Origin of the sequence: Kitasatospora sp. NPDC059408, from assembly GCF_042751525.1 — a bacterium.
GTDB lineage: Bacteria > Actinomycetota > Actinomycetes > Streptomycetales > Streptomycetaceae > Kitasatospora.
On sequence record NZ_JBHYWI010000131.1, the window covers coordinates 1 to 16753 of the forward strand.

The window sequence follows — 16753 nt, forward strand, 5'->3', positions numbered from 1 at the left end:
TCACCGCGTCACCGCCTCGGGCCGGCCGCCCCCGGCCTGCGGCCCCCCCCGCTCGGGTGTTGCCGGGCCCCGGGCGGGCCCCCGGCGGGCCACGGGCCGGGCCCCCCGTCCGTGCCGTCAGGAGATGGCGGCCGTCCGCCGCTCGAAGACCTCCGGGCGGGCCGTCTCCAGCGCGGTCGCGACGGCGCCGAGCAGGACCGCGTCCTGCCCCAGACGGGTCGCCTCCAGGCGCGGGCGCATCGGCGAACGCTCGTGCAGCGCTTCCTCCAGCGGGCGCAGCAGCAGGTCGGCGCTGCGGCCGATGCCGCCGCCGAGGACCACGACGTCCGGGTCGAGCAGCGCCGCCACGACGGCGAGCGCGTGGCCGAGCCGGTCGGCCTCCAGCCGGACGGCCTCCGCCGCGGCCGGGTCGCCGGAGCGGGCCCTGTCGAACACCTTCTCCGCCGTCAGCGGCCGGCGCATGCCGAGCCCGAGGGCGGTGCGCACCACCGCGTCGGCGGAGACGGTCTGTTCGAGCGTCGGGTCGCCCTCGACGCCGGGTGGGACGTCGCAGCCGGGCAGGCGCAGGAGGCCGAGTTCGCCGGCCGCGCCGTGGGCGCCGGTGAGCAGTTCGCCGTCCTTGACGACGCCGACGCCGAGGCCGGTGCCGACGAGGAGGTAGACGAAGAGGCGGCTGCCCTCGCCCGCGCCGTAGGTGTACTCGCCGACGGCGGCCAGGTTGGCGTCGTTGGCGACGGTGACGGCGCGGCCGCTGCCGAGGCCCTCCGCGATGCGGTCGAAGAGGCCGGGGCGGCCCCAGCCCGGCAGGTTGGCGGCGAGCTGGACGCTGCGCCGCCGCTCGTCCCACACGCCGGGGGAGCCGGCCACGGTGTGGGCGACGTCGGCCGGGGTGAGGCCGGCCTCGGCGATGGCCTCCTGCGCGGCGGCGACGGCGGCGTCGGCCACCGCGTTCGCCGAGCGGCCCCGGTTGGGCAGGTCGCGGCGGGCGACGATCCGGCCGGACAGGTCGGCGACGGCCACCCGCAGCCGGGCCCGGCCGATGTCGAGGCCGAGGACGTGCCCGGCGGCCGGGTCGGCCTCGTACAGGACGGCCGTGCGGCCCCGGTCGGGGGCGAAGCGGCCGGCCTCGCGGGCCAGGCCGGCGAGTTCGAGGGCGGCCAGGGCGGCGGAGACGGTGGGCTTGGACAGGCCCGTGTCGCGGGCGAGCTGGGCCCGGGAGAGCGGTCCGTGCACGCGCAGCCGCTCCAGGAGCAGCCATTCGTTGTTGCTGCGCAACCGCTGCCGGTTCCAGGTCTGCTGACCTGGCAGCGGCACCGGGGTGGGCGGGGCGGGGTCCCGGGGGGCCTGGTCGGCCGTTCTCCGTCCTGCTGCGTTCATTCGGCCGATGGTATGGCACCGTCCGGCGGCGAACGAGCCCGGGCGGGGCGCGATCGGGAGGCCGGGGCCGGTGGTGGCGGGACCGGCCGTTCCGCGCCACCACCGGTGGGGTGACGGGCCGTTGCGGCCGCGTCAGCTGATCGTGTAGCCCGCCCCGAAGGCGGTGACGTCCAGCGGGCCGTCGAGGTTGTAGTTGCCCGTCGCGGCTATGCGGCGCAGGCACTCGACGCGGTCGACGGACTTGCGCCACTCGTCGGCCGTCGAGCCGTTGGCCGGGTTGGTGAGGTCGTCGACGCGGACGTCGAAGAACGCCGCGAGCCAGGCGTTCTCCCCGGCGCTCGACGGCGGGCCGGCCTTGGCGTTGGTGCGGGCGATCAGTGCGGGCAGCGCGTCGTACTCGCCGCCGTTGCCGTGCTGGATCGAGGCGTCGTACAGCTCGGCGCGGGCGAGCGCGGTGGTGAGTCCGAGCTGGTCGGCCTGGCTCATCGCGGGGGAGAAGTAGCGCTGGTCGACCTGGTCGTCCTGGACCTGGCGGAACGCCGGGTCGTCGGCGGCCTGCTGCCACGCCGCGATGTAGTCGGCCTCGGGCAGCCCGCTGGTGTCGCCGCTGCCGGCCGCGGCGAGGCGCTCCAGCTCGGGGACGAAACGGGCCAGCGGGTTGTCGGGGACGGCCGCGGTGTAGGCGCGGACGACCTTGAGCGCGTCGCCGTCGTTGGTGGTGAAGCCGGCGCGCCCGGCGGTGACGCCGCGGCCGTCGTTGATGTTCTCGGCGTAGCCGTACTGGATGACGGTGGTGCTGTTCTCGAAGATGCTGATCAGCTGGTCGGCCCGGCGGCGCTGGTCGGCGGTCATGCCGCCGGCGTCCAGCGGGCGGGCGGCGGTCGCGGTGGTGGCGGCCGCCGTGGCGGCGGTGGGGGCGGCGGGCAAGGCGGGCGAGGCGGTTGCGGCGCAGGCGGGGCCGGCGGCCAGGGCGACCGCGGTGGCGACGACGGCGAGGCGGGGGACTCGGGAAAGTCGCATGGCTGTGCTCCGTTTCTCCGTGGGGGTGAGGTGAAGCGCGAGCTCGCGGCAGCAGACTAGGGGCCCGGGCGCGCCCCGGTCCATAAGGTAAGTAAACTTTCCTAATAAATTTCGGAGAGGATTCGGCGAGGAGGGCACGCCCATCGCCGGCGGGAGCGTTTATCGCGTGTTGATCACCCGCCCCTAGCGTCTGCGGCATGGACGAGAGCACGGCCGAGCGGCCGGGGGACGCCGGGCGGCTGCCCGAGGGGCGGATGACCGAACAGGACGCGGACCGGTTCAGGCAGTTGCTGACGGGACTGGAGAACTCGCTCGCGGCGGACCGGGAGGCGGCGGTGCGGCGGGACGGATGACCGTCAGTTGCAGCCGCAGTCGCACCCGTCACAGCCGCAGTCGCAGCCGTCGCCGCAGCACTGGCAGCACTGGCAGCAGTCACCGCACCCGTCGCAGCCGCTGCAGTCGCAGTTGTCGCAGCAGTCGTTCCGCTCGCAGAAGCCCTTGCGCGGCTCGCGGCTGAACGGGTCGTTGTGCTCGCAGCACATCAGCTGGCACGTGCAGGCCATGAGCGCCCACACCGCGCAGCCGGCCAGCAGGTTGCGCGGCTGCGGCGGCTTGGGGCCGACCGGGGTGAAGCCGGGGCCCTGCGGGATCCACGGCGGGGCGGGCGCCTTCTCGGACTCCCGGCGCGGCGGGGCGTCCTGGGGGTGCTCGGCGGACGGGCGCTCGGCGGACGGGTGGCCCCCGTCTCCGCCGCTGCCGGGCGTCCGGGTGCGGCACGCGGCGGTGTGACGGGCCGAGCCGAAGACCCGGTCGACGGCGGTCTCCGTCTCGTGCGCGAGCAGGACGTGCACCAGCGCCCGGTCCGTCAGTTCGACCTCGCGCAGCGCCAGCCGGATGCCGTGGACGGCGTCGCGGCACAGCCGTTCGGCCTCGGCGCGGTCGGTGCCGGTGGCCGTCAGCGGGTTCCAGGCGCCGCTCGCCGTGTCGCCGTCCTGGTCCTCGGCGGCGTCGAGGAGGTGGGCGAGCCGGCCGAAGAGCCGTCCGGCCTCGGCGAGCGGGGCCGCGTTGCCGGGGCGCCCGGCGAGGACGGCGGTGTGCGCGAACGCGGCCGACGTCGCGCTCTCGGTCGGCTCGGTGACCAGCAGGACGGACCCGCCCGGGCGCAGCGCGCGCTCCAACTCGCCCTGCCGGGAGGCGGCGTCGAGCAGGACGGCGGTGTCGAACCCGACCGCGGAGGCGCTGCCCGCGCTCTGCCGGTCCCAGCGCCGGGTGACGGCCCGCGCCCCGGCCGCGACCGGCCGGCGGGCGAAGACGCCGTCGCGGTCCTCGACGTGGTCGCGGATCTTGACCGAGGCGAGCGCGAGCGAGACGGCGGCCGCGAGCCGGGCGCCCTCGCCCTTGGCGACGGAGGCGGTGCGCATGCCGCGCAGCGGGCACGGCCCGGCGGTACGGCGCCAGGAGGAGTCGTCGCGGGCGCTCTGCGCCTCGACCAGCACCGAGATGATCAGGCCGTCGTAGTTGGTGGCGGTGCGGGCGAGCTGCCCGTGGTCGTCGCGCAGCGCGAGGCACAGCCCGCACAGGTGCGCCATCCACGAGCTCTGGAGCCGCTCGGACAGCCGGTGCTTGCACGGTCTGATGATGCCGAACATGATTCCCCCTCGCCGTTCGGGCCTCTGACCAGCCCCGATCCGGCCGACATCATATGATCAGCCGCCCCGCCGGGCCGAGGGGTCGCACGAGATCCGCACACGCCGGGGCCGGGTCGCGGCGGCCCCCGACACCTCCCGGCCGGCCGTTCTTCGGACAAGGGCCCGCGCGACCGGGAACCGCGTCCCGGATCCGGGATAGCATCGCGAATATGGGAATCGAGACGGCCGCCGACGAGCGGCTCGCCACCAGGCTCGCCGAGCTGCGGGTCGAACGCGGCTGGACGCTGGAGGAGTTGGCACGGCGGGCCGACGTCAGCCGGTCCACGCTGTCGCGCGTCGAGCGGGCCGAGGTCAGCCCGACGGCCGCGCTCCTCGGGCGGCTGTGCGCCGTCTACGGGCGGACCATGTCCCGGCTGCTCGCCGAGGTCGAGTCCGCGCCCGCGCGACTGGTGCGGGCCGGGGAGCAGCGGATCTGGCGGGACGGCACGAGCGGCTTCGTCCGCCGGTCCGTCTCCCCGCCGCACAACTCGCTGCGCGCCGAGATCATCGAGGGCCGGCTCCCGGCGGGGGCCGACATCGTCTACGACCGCCCGTGCGTGCCCGGCATGGAGCACCACCTGTGGGTGCTGGAGGGGGAGTTGGAGCTGACCGTCGACGGCGAGCCGCACCGGCTCGGCGCGGGCGACTGTCTGCGCTACACCACCTCCTCCAGCCGCTTCCGCAGCCTCGGGCCCGGCGAGGCCCGGTACGCGCTCGTGGTGGTGGAAGCGTGAACGGCGCGAACCCCGCGATAGCCAAGGCGCCCCGCGAGCGCTTCGACGCCGCCGGGCGCCGCGTCCTGCTGGTCTGCGTCGCGGGCGGGTTCACCACCCTGATCGACCAGTCCGTCCTCAACACCTCCATCCCCGCGCTGCGCGAGAGCCTGCACGCCCAGCCCGCCCACCTGCAGTGGATCGTCGCCGGGTACTCGCTGGCCTTCGGTCTCGCCCTCATCCCCGGCGGGCGGCTCGGCGACGTCCTCGGCCGCAAGTGGTTCTTCGTGACCGGCCTCGCCCTGTTCACCCTGGTCAGCGTGGTCTCCGCGACGGCCGCCGACCCCGGCGTGCTGATCGCCGCCCGGCTGGTGCAGGGCGCGGGCGCCGGACTCGTCAACTCCCAGATGATCGGCACCCTCCAGGACGTCTTCGAGGGCCAGCTGCGCGCCCGCGCCCTCGGCATGTACGCCGTCACCGGCGGGCTCGCCTTCGCGCTCGGGCCGCCGGTCGGCGGCGCGGTGCTGGCGGCCGTCGGGCCCGAGCACGGCTGGCGGCTGACCTTCCTGCTCAACGTGCCGTTCGGCCTCGCCACCGTCCTGCTCGCGGCGCGCCACCTGCCCCGGCCGCGGCCGAGCGCCCGCAACGCGAACCTCGACCTCGTCGGCCTCCTGCTCGTCGGCGCGCTCACACTCGCGGTGATGCTGCCGTTCGTCCAGCCGCCCGCCTGGACGGGGTGGCTCGCGTTCGCCGCCGTCGCCGCGCTCCTGCTCGGCACGCTCGTGTGGTGGCAGCGCCGCTACGCCCGCTCCGGCGGCCACCCGCTGATCCACCCCGCGCTCACCCGCTCCGCGCCGTACGCGCTCGGGACGGCCACGGCGATGGCCCAGTTCGGCTCCTCGCTCGCGGCCGGCCTCGTGCTCACGATGTTCCTCCAGGACGGCCTCGGGCTCTCCCCGGTGGGCGCGGCCCTGGTGGCGCTGCCGTCGGCGGTCGCGATGGGGGTCGCCTCCGCGCTCGCGTGGCGGGTCGTGCAGCGCTTCGGCCGGCGGACCGTCACCGCGGGCATGACCGGCTCCGCGCTCGCGATGCTGCTCAGCGGCCTGGTCGCGCACTGGGCCCCCGCCGCCGTCCTGCCGTGGCTGCTCGCGCTGCTCCAGCTCCTCGGCGGGGCCTCGGTCGGGCTGATGGGCGCCACCAACCAGTCGTACGTGCTGCGCCACGCCCCCGCCGAGGCGGCCGGGGTGAGCGGTGCGATCCTGCAGATGGCCCAGCGGATCGCGGCGGCCGTCGGCGTCTCGGCGCTGTCCGGCGTCTACCTGCGGGCCACGGACGCGGGCGGCGGCCACCGTTCGGCGTACCTGTACGCGAGCCTGGTGTGCGCGGCCCTCGCCGGGCTGGCGGTGCTGGCCTCGGTGCTGGCGGGCCGCGCGACGGCCCGCGAGGCCGCGGGCGCGGGCGGGGTGTCCGTAGAGGTCGGGGCCGGGGCCGTGAGCCGTGGGGAAGCGCCCGCCCGGTGAGCAGCGGCCCGCCCTGAGCCGTGGGCGAACATCCGTCGGCTGACCGGCCGCCCCGACGTACGGTGATCGGCATGACGGACGTTCGGATCGTGGACCTGCCCGACGTGGCGATCGCCTGCCGTGAGAGCGGCCCGCCCGACGGGCCGCCGCTGGTGCTGCTGCACGCCCTCGGCGAGCGGGCATCGGACTGGGACGGCGTCCTGCCCGCGCTCGCGCCGGGGCACCGCGCGTACGCGCTCGACCTGCGCGGGCACGGCGACAGCGGACGCGCCGCCGTCTACAGCCTGGAGGCCATGCGCGACGACGTCCTCGCCGTGCTCGACGCGCTCGGGCTCGACCGGGTCGACCTGGTCGGCCACTCGATGGGCGGCGCGGTCGCCTACCTGCTCGCCCAGGCGCGTCCGGAGCGGATCGGCCGCCTGGTGCTGGAGGAGATCCCGCCGCCGTTCCCGCGCCCGGCGAGCGCCGTGCCGGACGCGCCGCAGGAGCCGGTGGACTTCGACTGGGCGGTCGTCCGCCCGCTCAAGGCCCAGGTGGACACCCCCGACCCGGCCTGGCGCGAGGGCCTGCGGCGGATCACCGCGCCGACCCTCGTGGTGGCGGGCGGCCCGACGAGCCACGTCTCGCAGGAGCGGATCGCCGACCTGGCCGCCCTCATCCCGGACTGCCGCACGGTCACCATCGACGCCGGCCACCTGGTGCACGCCGCCCGCCCGGCCGAGTACGTCGCCGCCGTGGCGCCGTTCCTGGCGGTCTGAGCGGTCTGAGCGGCCTGGCGGTTTGAGTGGTCTGGGCGGCCTGAGCGGCCTGGGCGGTCTGACGGCGGGGCCCTCCGGCCCGATCCGAAGACGCGCCCTACCCCGCCGGCTCCGGCGCGACCGGCGCCGGGGTGAGCGGCAGGGTCGCGGTGACCCGGAAGCCCGACCGGTACGGCGTGGCGGACAGCTCGCCGCCGAACAGGGCGATGCGTTCGGCGAGTCCGATCAGGCCGTGGCCGGTGGACAGCTCGCGCCGGGTGGCGGTGCAGTGGCCGGCCCCGTCGTCGACCACGTCCAGGTGCAGCACGTCGGTCCAGGTGATCCGGACCGCGGCGTGACTGCCCGGCCCCGCGTGCTTGGTGATGTTGGTGACGGCCTCCTGCACGAGCCGGTAGGCGGTCAGGTCGACGCTCTCGTCGAGGTGCGCCGGCGTCCCCTGCACCTCCAGGTCGATCAGCACCCCGGCCCGGCGGACGTCCTCCAGCAGCGGGGCGAGGTCCGCGAGTCCCCTGCGCCGGACGCCGTCCTCGACGGGCGCGTCGGCGGTGCGCAGGAGGCGCAGCAGGCGGCGGAGTTCGGCCATGGCGCCGCGGCCGAGGTCCTCGATCCGGGTGAGGGTCTCCTCGGCGCGGGGCGGGTCGGCGGCGGCCGTGGCGCGGGCGGTCTCGGCCTGCATGACGATGACGGCCACCGCGTTGGCGACGATGTCGTGCAGCTCGCGCGCGATCCGGACGCGTTCGTGGGTGACGGCCAGGCGGGCGCGGGCGAGCGCGAGGCGGTCGTGCTCGGCCGCGGCGGCGGTGGCCCGGCTCCACCGGCCGACGCCCCAGGCGGCGATGGTGAGCGGCAGGTAGAACGCGAGGGCGGTGACGAGCGCGGCCGTCCGGTAGCCGGGTGTGCCGAGGCTGGTCAGGATGTCCGCGGTGTCGAGGCCGATCGGCACGGCCGTGAGGGCGAGGGCGGTGAGGGCGGCCGGGCGGCGGCACAGCCGGGCGACGGTGTACAGCGCGACGAGGATGCCGAAGTACGGCGTGAAGTGGAAGTCGGTGAGGATGGTGAGCACGCTCGCGCCGGCCGCGAGCGCCCAGACGACGAGGTACACCGCCGTCGGCCACCGCCGCCGGAACAGCAGGGCGACGGCCTCCGGCAGGGCGAAGGCGGCGAGCACGAGCCGTGCGGGCCAGCTGGTGCCGGGGGCGATCGGGTCACCGAAGAAGAAGGCCTCGGGGACGATGACCGCGAGGGCGAGGGCGGCGTCCTGCACCCGGGCGGACCGGATCCACCGGCGGGTTCCGGCCGGGACCTGTTCGGGATCCATCCGGTCGGGCTCCTTCCCTCAGCCGCCGGTGCCGGTCAGCACCTGGGCGGGCAGTTGACGCTGATGCAGCAGATCCCGGCGGCGAAGACCGAGACGTCGCTCGCGGCGAAGCCGGTCCACCAGTCGTCCCCGGACCCGGGGGCGGGCGCCGACGGCGGACGGGTGACCGGGTAGCCGAGCTCGGCGAACACGGCCCACAGGTCGCCGCCGTGGCGCCGGACGCTGTCGACGAGCCCGTCCGCCGTGGTGCTCGCGGCCGCCGGGGCCTGGGCGGACGGCGAGGCGAGCGAGAGGACGGCGACCGCGGCCCGGACGCCGTCCACGGCGACCGCGGCCAGGCTGACCCCGGCCACCCGGAGCGCCTCGGCGCCGTCGCCGGGGTCGGGGGCCGGGCCGAGCCGCACGAGGTAGCGCTGCCAGGGGTCGCCTACGGTCCTCGGCGGATCGGGCACGAGCACGCTGCGCGGACCGGCGAGGATGCCGTGGGCGAGGGCCGGGCCCGCCGTGCCGCCGGGCCCGATGAGGTGCACGGTGGCGCCCACCGCGGGGGACTGGGTGGAGTGGTCGTTCATGGCGGAGTCCTGGGGGTGAGGGTGCCCGGGGCGGGCATCGGCCGAACGCGTGTCCGGTCCAGTCCTAACCCGCCCGCTCCCGGGCCGCCCCCAGGGGGCGACCGCCCGGGTGAGCTCGCGAGCGGGGTCGTGCGTGCCGCCGGGAAGTCGCCCGGGGCGGCCGTCGTTCGCGTACGTGGCATGCCCCCACGGTGGACCGCCCCCGGTCCCGGGCACCTGAGGCCCTCGTCCCGGCGCGGTCCCGGTCACCCACGGCGACCCCGGATCGAAGCGCTCAGACCCCCGGCTCCGACGGCAGCCGCCCGCTGCGCACCGCCGCGACCAGGTCCGCGTGGTCGGCCTCCGTGCGGTCCGCGTAGGCGACCGCGAAGGCGGCGATCGCCTCGTCCAGCGCCTCGCTCTTGCCGCAGTAGCCGGCGAGGACGCCCGGGTCGGCGGTGTGCGCGTGGGCCCGGGCGAGCAGCGCGCCGGTGATCCGGGCGTAGTCGTCGAGCTGGCCGGGCAGCAGCGCGGCCGGGTCGACGCTGCCCTTGCGGTTGCGGAACTGCCGTACCTGGTAGGGCCGTCCGTTCACCGTGGTCCAGCCGAGCAGGGTGTCGCTGACCACCTGCATGTGCTTCTGGCCGAGCACCACCCGGCGGCCCTCGTGCGGCTCCGGGTCCGTGACGGCGAAGCCCGCGCGGGTCAGGTGGGGCAGGAGTACCGACGGGCGGGCCTCCTTGACCTGGAGCACGAGCGGCTGGTCCCGGTGGTCGGTGAGCAGCACGACGTACGAGCGGGTGCCGACGCTGCCGGTGCCGACCACCCGGAACGCGACGTCCTGGACCCGGTGGCGGGCGAGCAGCGTGCGCACCTCGGCGGGCACGGTGTCGACGTACGGGCCGAGCGATTCGGCGACCGCCGCGGCGAGTTCGCACGGCAGCTCGGTGAGCACCGGGGGAGCGGCGGTGAAGCGCCAGGCGCCGTCCGCCTCGCGGACGGTGCTCTTGGCGGCGAACCGGGCGCTGGTGTTGCCCAGCGCCTTGGCACCGACCTTGCGCAGCACGTCGGCGAGGTCGTGCGCCTCGGCGAAGGAGACCAACTGCTCGTCGGCCACGGCGTTCCAGGCGTCGAGGGCGGGCAGCTTGGCGAGCGTGCGCACCGTGCGGCGGTAGGCACCGGCCACGTGGGCGGCGGTCTGGCGGGCGGTGGTCTCGCTCGCCCCGGTCTCGCGTCCGGCCAGCACCAAGCTGGTGGCGAGGCGCTTGAGGTCCCACTCCCAGGGGCCGGGCACGGTCTCGTCGAAGTCGTTGATGTCCATGACGAGTTGGCCGCGGGCGTCGCCGTAGAGGCCGAAGTTGGCGGCGTGCGCGTCGCCGCACAGCTGGGCGCGGACGCCGGTGACGGGCGTGCCCGCGAGATCGGCGGCCATCAGTCCGGCGGAGCCGCGCAGGAAGGCGAACGGGGTGGCGGCCATCCGGCCGACCCGGATCGGGACGAGGCGGGGCAGCCGGCCGGCGTTGGAGGCTTCCAGGGCCTCGACGGCGGTCGGCCGGTCGGCCGCGGGGGCGAACAGCGCGTGCTCCTCGCGCGGCACCCGCCCGCGCAGCGCCTTGCCGCGCTCGCGGGCGCGGGTGTCGTGGTGCCGGGCGAACCCGGGGACGGCGAAGCGTCGTTGGGGCTTCCCGTCCGTGTCCGCCGTGGCCTCGTGCACCGCATCGGTCACCTGTGTCACCGCTTCCCGCCCGCCCTTCGTCGCTCCCCCGCCCGGCGACGTGCGCGAACGGCCTGCGAGTGGAGTGACGTTCGAACGGAAGCGGTGGTTCCAGCACGTAGCATCGGTCGCGTGAGCGATCGACGGGGGAGCCTGCGGGTGCGGGCGGCGGCAGTGGTGGCGGCGGGGCTGACGGTGGCGGCAGGGCTGGGTGTCCGGTCCGTCGCCGCCGGGGAGTTCGCCAAGTGTGCGGGGGACGCGCTCTACACCGTGCTGGTGTACGCCCTGGTGGTGCTCGTGGCGCCCCGGGTGCGCCCGGCCCGGGCGGCCGTCGTGGCGGCGGCGCTGAGCTGGGCGGTGGAGCTGTTCCAGATCACCGGCGTGCCGGACGACCTCGGGCGGCGCAGCACGCTCGCCCGGCTGGTCCTCGGCTCCACGTTCAACCCGCCCGACCTGTTCTGGTACCTGGTCGGTGCCGCGTCGGCGTACGCCGCGCACCGGGTGCTGCGGCCCCGGGAGGTCGCGGCACCCGGCAGGTGACCTGTCGTCAGAGCGGCATCAGGTCCGGGCGCTTGGGCTCGACGTGGTCGCCCGAGGACTCGCCGCGCAGGCGCCGCCCGACCCACGGGATCAGGAACTCCCGGGCCCACTGGATGTTCTCGCGCCGCTGGTCGGCGGCGGACAGGTGCGGAGCGGTCGGCCACGGCGCCTGCGGGTCCTCGTCGGTGCGCAGGCCGAGCGAGTTGGCGGCCAGCAGGGCGACCCGCTGGTGGCCCTCGGGGGACAGGTGCAGCCGGTCCTCGCTCCAGGCGCGGCGGTCGTGCACCGATCGCAGCGACCAGAGGTCGGCGACCTTGCAGCCGTGCCGGTCGGCGACGGCGCGCATGTGCCCGTTGTAGGTGGCGATCTTGCCGCGCAGGTGCTTGAGCAGCGGGACGTCCTTGGTGTCGAAGCCGGTGCAGATGAGCACCGTGCCCGCGGAGTCCGCGAGTTGGGTGACGGCCCGCTCGAAGCGCTCGGCCACCTCGTCCGGGTCGCTCCCGGGGCGCAGGATGTCGTTGCCGCCGGCGCAGAAGGTGACGAGGTCGGGCTGGAGGCGGCGGACCTCGGGCACCTGCTCGGCGGCGATCTGGTCCAGCAGCCGCCCGCGGACCGCGAGGTTGGCGTAGCGGAACTCGCCCTTCGGCTTGCTCACCGCGAGCATCCCGGCCAGGCGGTCGGCCCAGCCGAAGAAGGCGCCGTCGAGCCCGGGGTCGTTCAGGCCCTCGGTGAAGCTGTCGCCGAGGGCGGCATACGAACTGATGTCAAGGGTCTCCTGGAGATTCGGCATGAAGAAGATAGTTCACCCAATCAAGTGACCTACGCCACCGTAGGTCACCCTCATTCCGACGTGACATCGGCCACGTTGGTAAACCCCCTGGTGATCAGGCGCGTTCGCAAACCACAAGACGCCCGCCCCCTTCCGGTTTCCGGCCCGTGCGGACGAGGGTGGAGGTGCGCGGCCGCTCGGCCGCCGTCACCCGCCCGGGAGCCCTCCATGACCACGACCCCTCCCTCCGGCGTGCCCGGAGACTGGACCGTCGACGACCGCTGCTTCAACTGCGACGCCGCCCGCCAGCTCGCACCCGGCCTGATCCGCGAGCGCGACGGCCGCTCCGAACTGGCGCGCCAGCCGCGGGACGACGCCGAACGCCGGCAGCTGTACGCCGCCGCCCACGCCTGCCCCACCCGCTCGATCCGCCCCGCCGGCGGCCGGCTCGAACCGGGCACCGACCCGTTCCCGCTGGCCCTCGACGACGGGCTGCTGCTGCTCGGCCACAACTCCCCGCGCACCGCCGGCGCCAACTCCTACCTCCTGCGCCGCCCGGACGGCTGGATCATGGTCGACACGCCCCGCTTCGCCGAGTCCCTCGCCGCCCGCTACGAGGCCCTCGGCCCGGTCACCGACGTCCTCCTGACGCACCGTGACCACGCCGAGCACGGCCGCGCCTGGGCCGACCGCCTCGGCGCCCGGCTCTGGATCCACGAGGGCGACCTGGACGCCGCCCCGACCGCCGACCGCGTGCTGCGCGGCACCGACCCGGTCGAGGTCGCCCCGGGCGTCGTCGCGCACCCCTTCCCCGGCCACACCCGCGGCAGCGTGCTCTACCTCGCCGACGAACGCCACCTCTTCACCGGCGACACCCTGCACTGGTCCCGCACCGACGAGGACATCGCGGTGTTCGAGACGATCGTCTGGCACTCGGTCCTGGAGCTCTCCGCGTCGCTCGACCGCACGGTGGACGCGCTGCGCTTCGAGTGGCTGCTGCCCGGCCACGGCGAGCGGCGCCGGATGCCGGCCGACGAGGCGGCCCGCCGGCTGCGTGCCCTCGCCGAGCGCTGCCGGACGCTGCGCCCGGCCCCGGTCGACTTCGCGGCGGTCCGCTGGTGACCCGACCCGACCCGACCGGGCGTGACCCGACCCGGGATGCCCGGCCAGGCCCGGGACGGTGCGTGTGCGCCGGGGCTCGCGCCGGTTGCGCGGGGGAGTGCGCCCGGCGGGGAGGGCTGCGCGGGTGTGCGGACGGCGCTGCCTGGGCAGCCGCAACAGGACCCGAACACCCTTGCTGTTCAAGGACGGTAGAGACATGCCACGTCTGACCCCGGAGCGCACCGCCCGGCCGCGGCGCTACCTGATGTGCCGGCCGACGTACTTCACCGTGGACTACGCGATCAACCCCTGGATGGACCCGGCCCAGCCCACCGACACCGCGCTCGCCATCCGCCAGTGGGAGCGCCTCTACTGGCTCTATCGCCGCCTCGGCCACACCGTCGAGCTGATCGAGCCGGTGCCCGGCCTGCCCGACATGGTGTACGCCGCCAACGGCGCGACCGTCCTGGACGGCCGCGCGCTGGTCGCCACCTTCCGCTACCCCGAACGCGCCCCCGAGTCCTCCGCCTACCAGGACTGGTTCCGCGACCGCGGCTACCACGAGGTGCGCCGCGCCGGGCACGTCAACGAGGGCGAGGGCGACCACCTGGTGGCCGGGCGCCGGGTGCTGGCCGGCACCGGCTTCCGCACCTCGCGCGCCGCGCACGCCGAGGCGGGCGAGGTGTTCGGCGTGCCGGTGACCACCCTCACCCTCGTCGACCCGCGGTTCTATCACCTGGACACCGCACTGGCCGTCCTGGGCGACGACCAGGTCATGTACTACCCGGAGGCGTTCGACGCCGACAGCCGGGCGGTGCTGCGCGCCCTGTACCCCGACGCGATCCTGGCCGACCGCGCCGACGCCGAGGTCTTCGGCCTGAACGCCGTCTCGGACGGGCGCCGGGTGCTCCTGCCGGAGGCGGCGAAGAACCTGGCCGGGCGGCTCGCGGACGAGGGCTACGAGCCGATCCCGGTCGACGTCTCGGAGCTGCTCAAGGGCGGCGGCGGGGCGAAGTGCTGCACGCTGGAGCTCAGGCCGGCGTAGCGCCCGTGACCAGGAGGACGTCGAGCGCGCGCGGCCCGTGCACGCCATCGACCCGGTCGAGCTCGATATCGCTGGTCGCGGACGGCCCGGAGATCCGGGTCTGCGGTCTGCGGTCTGCGGTCTGCGGCTCACCGGGTCGAGCCGGGCCGGCGCGAGCGGGACGGAGGCCACGACCTGCTCCGGCGCGCGCACCATGCACACGTGGTGGTCCGGGACGAGGGTGAGCAGCCGCCGGCCCTGACCGGGGCCGGCCTCCAGCACGATCGTCCCGGTCTCGGCGATCGCGAGCGCACAGCCCGTCACGACGCTGTCGACGGCGTCGAGACGGGCGGTGGTGAGCGTGCCGTCGTCGACGAGCCGTTCGGCCGTCGAGGGCGGCAGGACCGGGCGGTCCGCCCGGATGATGTCACATCAGGTGACGTGGAGTCGGTCGGCGGGCTCAGGCGCCGAGCCAGAGGTCCGGGCCGAAGACCTCGTAGTGGATGTCGGAGGCCGGGACGCCGGCGGCGAGCAGCTGGCCGCGCACCGCGCGGAGGAAGGGCAGCGGGCCGCACAGGTAGGCGGTGGCGCCGGCCGGGACGTCGACGGTGGTCAGGTCCACCAGGCCGGTGCGGTCGGCGGGCCACTCGCCGAGCGGGCGCTCGTAGAAGACGTGGGCGGTGGCGTCCGGCAGTTCGGCGGTGAGCCGGGCGAGGTCGGCGCGGAAGGCGTGGGCGAGCTGGTCGCGGTCGCCGTGCACCGAGACGACGGTGCGGGTGGAGCCGGCGTCGGCGAGGTGGGCGAGCATCGCGGTCATCGGGGTGTTGCCGATCCCGGCGGAGACCAGCAGCACCGGGCCGTCGCCGTCGGCGAGGGCGATGTCGCCCATCGGGGGCGCGAGTTCCACGGTGCCGCCGGCCCGCAAGTGGTCGTGCAGGTGGCCGGAGACCTCGCCGCCGGCCTCGCGCTTGACGCTGAAGCGCAGGGCGCCGGCGGCGGTGCCGGAGAGGCTGTACTGGCGGATCTGGTGGGCGCCGTCGGGCAGTTCGGTGCGCACGGAGACGTACTGGCCGGGTCGGCCGGCGGGCACCGGCCCGCCGTCGGCGGGACGGACGAGGTAGCTGGTGACGTCCTCGGTCTCCTGGTGGCGGGCGACGACGGTGTACGGGCGCCAGAGGTCGGCCGGGTCGCCGTCGGGGCCGGCGGCCTCGGCGCGCAGCCGGTCCTCGATGGCGATGAGGGCGTTGGCCATCAGCCAGTAGACCTCGTCCCAGGCGGCGGCCACCTCGGGGGTGACGGCCTCGCCGAGCACGTCGACGATGGCGGCGAACAGGTGCTCGCGGACGACCTTGTACTGGTCGCTGGAGATGCCGATCGACACGTGCTTGTGCGCGATGCGGGCCAGCATGGCGTCCGGCCGCTGGTCGGGGTGCGCGATCAGGGCGCCGGCGAAGGCGGCTATCGACCCGGCGAGGGCCTGGCGCTGGGTGCCGTTGGCCTGGTTGCCCCGGTTGAACACGTCGCGCAGCAGCTCGGGGTGGGCGGCGAACAGCCGGTCGTAGAACCGCGGGGTGATGTCGCCGATGGCGGCGCCCACGACGGGCAGGGTGGCCTCGACGACCTCGGCGTTCTTGGCGGACAGCATCAGGCTCGCTCCAAACTGGTATCTGAGATGCATATTAAATGGCGCGCCGGAGTGCGCCCCGAGGGGGCGGCGATCGGCGGGCGGGTCGGTCAGTCGGCGGGTCTGGCGGAGAGGCTCAGCAGCACCGGTCCGGTGGGGGAGGCCACCAGGTCGTCGATGCAGAGCGGGTCGAGCGCCGCGAAGAAGGCCTCCTGTGCGGTGCGCAGCGCCCCGCGCAGCCGGCACGCGGCCCGCAGCGGGCAGGGCGGGTCGTCCTCGCAGCCGACGACGTCGCCGACCCCCTCCAGTTCGCGGAGCAGCAGGCCGAGCGATCCGGTCCGCCCGGCGAAGGTGAGCACCAGCCCCCCGCCCCGGCCGCGCCGCGCCTCGACCACGCCGAGGTGCTGCAGCCGGCTGACCACCTTGGCCGCGTGGGTGTACGGCACGCCGACCGCCTCGGCCACCTCGCGGGTGGTCGGGTTCGCCGCCTCGTCGAGGACGGCCAGCCGCATGGCGATGCGGAGGGCGATGTCGGTGCTCTTGGTCAGCCTCACGTTCGGAACGCTAGCGAATGCGACTCCAGAACTCCAATTTCTTGCACGCGCGGCCCGGAGCCCGGCCCGGAGCCCGTCCGCGGCCTGTCCGGAGCCCGTCCGCAGCCCGTCCGGGCCGGCGGCCGGGGGACCCTACGCGCGGGCGCCCCCCCCGACGCCCCCGTTTCCGGCCGCCTCTTACCGTCCTCGCACCGAACTTTCGGTCGAATCTGAACAGTTGGCGACATTAGCGGTCACTTCCTGACGGGTGATCGGAACGGCTTCTACGCTTCGTGCGGCTCCGGACGCGGAGCGGATCGGCGCCTGCGGCGTCACCCCCATCACCCGACATTCCTGGAGAGAATCCGTGAACACACGTCGTGCAGCGCGACGTCCGTGGACGGCCGCGGCCGCCCAGACCGCCGGCCCCGGGGGGCGGCGGGGGACCCCCCGGCGGGCGCCCGGCCCCCCGCCCCCCCCCCCCCGCCAGCCCCCCCGCGCCC

16 protein-coding genes and 1 pseudogene are annotated in these 16753 nt (G+C 75.6%); 7 read left to right on the plus strand and 10 right to left on the minus strand.

Annotation, left to right across the window (positions count from 1 at the left end; all coding sequences use genetic code 11):
• Positions 1-117 precede the first annotated feature (117 nt).
• A complete protein-coding gene (locus tag ACFXDE_RS41800; RefSeq protein ID WP_380499434.1) occupies positions 118-1377 on the minus strand; it encodes an ROK family protein in 1260 nt (419 codons plus the stop codon).
• 132 nt (positions 1378-1509) lie between these two features.
• Complete coding sequence (locus ACFXDE_RS41805) at positions 1510-2397, minus strand: chitosanase (RefSeq protein WP_380499435.1); 888 nt, start codon at positions 2395-2397, stop codon at positions 1510-1512.
• 197 nt (positions 2398-2594) lie between these two features.
• Between ACFXDE_RS41805 and ACFXDE_RS41810 the strand changes: the two genes are divergently transcribed.
• Positions 2595-2750 carry a hypothetical protein gene (locus ACFXDE_RS41810; RefSeq protein WP_359958721.1) on the plus strand — a complete coding sequence of 52 codons (156 nt, stop codon included), beginning with the start codon at positions 2595-2597 and terminating at the stop codon, positions 2748-2750.
• A gap of 3 nt (positions 2751-2753) precedes the next feature.
• Here ACFXDE_RS41810 and ACFXDE_RS41815 read toward each other — a convergent pair whose 3' ends face one another.
• Positions 2754-4046: a DUF5685 family protein gene (locus tag ACFXDE_RS41815; RefSeq protein WP_380499436.1), complete on the minus strand. Its 1293-nt coding sequence runs from the start codon at positions 4044-4046 to the stop codon at positions 2754-2756.
• A gap of 209 nt (positions 4047-4255) precedes the next feature.
• Between ACFXDE_RS41815 and ACFXDE_RS41820 the strand changes: the two genes are divergently transcribed.
• The 3 genes from ACFXDE_RS41820 (at position 4256) to ACFXDE_RS41830 (ending at position 7076) form a co-directional block, all read left to right on the plus strand.
• Positions 4256-4819, plus strand: a complete 564-nt coding sequence (locus tag ACFXDE_RS41820; RefSeq protein WP_380499438.1) for a helix-turn-helix domain-containing protein — start codon at positions 4256-4258, stop codon at positions 4817-4819.
• Entirely contained in the window at positions 4816-6318 is a 1503-nt protein-coding gene (locus tag ACFXDE_RS41825; RefSeq protein WP_380499439.1) for an MFS transporter, read from the plus strand. Before ACFXDE_RS41820 ends, ACFXDE_RS41825 begins: the two co-directional genes overlap by 4 nt.
• 71 nt (positions 6319-6389) lie before the next feature.
• The gene (locus ACFXDE_RS41830; protein ID WP_380499440.1) at positions 6390-7076 is read left to right on the plus strand and encodes an alpha/beta fold hydrolase; all 687 of its coding nucleotides are present in this window, start codon (positions 6390-6392) and stop codon (positions 7074-7076) included.
• Positions 7077-7173: 97 nt separating this feature from the next.
• On the opposite strand, the gene ACFXDE_RS41835 is transcribed toward ACFXDE_RS41830, so the two are convergent.
• From ACFXDE_RS41835 to ACFXDE_RS41845, 3 genes are all read right to left on the minus strand, one after another.
• Complete coding sequence (locus ACFXDE_RS41835; RefSeq protein WP_380499441.1) at positions 7174-8394, minus strand: sensor histidine kinase; 1221 nt, start codon at positions 8392-8394, stop codon at positions 7174-7176.
• 35 nt (positions 8395-8429) lie between these two features.
• On the minus strand, positions 8430-8966 hold the full coding sequence (locus ACFXDE_RS41840) for a hypothetical protein (protein ID WP_380444940.1): 537 nt from the start codon (positions 8964-8966) through the stop codon (positions 8430-8432).
• Positions 8967-9240: 274 nt separating this feature from the next.
• On the minus strand, positions 9241-10671 hold the full coding sequence (locus tag ACFXDE_RS41845) for a DUF2252 domain-containing protein (RefSeq protein ID WP_380499442.1): 1431 nt from the start codon (positions 10669-10671) through the stop codon (positions 9241-9243).
• A 120-nt stretch (positions 10672-10791) separates the two neighbouring features.
• On the opposite strand from ACFXDE_RS41845, the gene ACFXDE_RS41850 reads away from it, so the two are divergent.
• Positions 10792-11199: a DUF2809 domain-containing protein gene (locus ACFXDE_RS41850; protein WP_380444938.1), complete on the plus strand. Its 408-nt coding sequence runs from the start codon at positions 10792-10794 to the stop codon at positions 11197-11199.
• Positions 11200-11206: 7 nt separating this feature from the next.
• On the opposite strand, the gene ACFXDE_RS41855 is transcribed toward ACFXDE_RS41850, so the two are convergent.
• A complete protein-coding gene (locus ACFXDE_RS41855; protein WP_380444937.1) occupies positions 11207-11989 on the minus strand; it encodes an SGNH/GDSL hydrolase family protein in 783 nt (260 codons plus the stop codon).
• Positions 11990-12196: 207 nt separating this feature from the next.
• Here ACFXDE_RS41855 and ACFXDE_RS41860 point away from each other — a divergent pair, with 207 nt between their 5' ends.
• Together ACFXDE_RS41860 and ddaH are read left to right on the plus strand one after the other, a co-directional pair.
• Positions 12197-13090, plus strand: coding sequence for an MBL fold metallo-hydrolase (locus ACFXDE_RS41860; protein WP_380499443.1), 894 nt, complete (start codon positions 12197-12199; stop codon positions 13088-13090).
• A 196-nt stretch (positions 13091-13286) separates the two neighbouring features.
• Positions 13287-14114 carry a dimethylargininase gene (gene ddaH, locus ACFXDE_RS41865; protein ID WP_380499444.1) on the plus strand — a complete coding sequence of 276 codons (828 nt, stop codon included), beginning with the start codon at positions 13287-13289 and terminating at the stop codon, positions 14112-14114.
• Here the strand turns inward: ddaH and ACFXDE_RS41870 are convergent.
• The 3 genes and pseudogenes from ACFXDE_RS41870 to ACFXDE_RS41880 form a co-directional block, all read right to left on the minus strand.
• Positions 14101-14495 (minus strand): annotated as a pseudogene (locus ACFXDE_RS41870) (lactate utilization protein C); the annotation flags it as partial. The gene ddaH and the pseudogene ACFXDE_RS41870 sit on opposite strands and share 14 nt — an antisense overlap.
• A gap of 58 nt (positions 14496-14553) precedes the next feature.
• Entirely contained in the window at positions 14554-15738 is a 1185-nt protein-coding gene (locus ACFXDE_RS41875; protein WP_380499446.1) for a globin domain-containing protein, read from the minus strand.
• A gap of 89 nt (positions 15739-15827) precedes the next feature.
• Positions 15828-16271 carry an RrF2 family transcriptional regulator gene (locus tag ACFXDE_RS41880; protein ID WP_380444933.1) on the minus strand — a complete coding sequence of 148 codons (444 nt, stop codon included), beginning with the start codon at positions 16269-16271 and terminating at the stop codon, positions 15828-15830.
• Between the last annotated feature and the right edge of the window lie 482 nt (positions 16272-16753).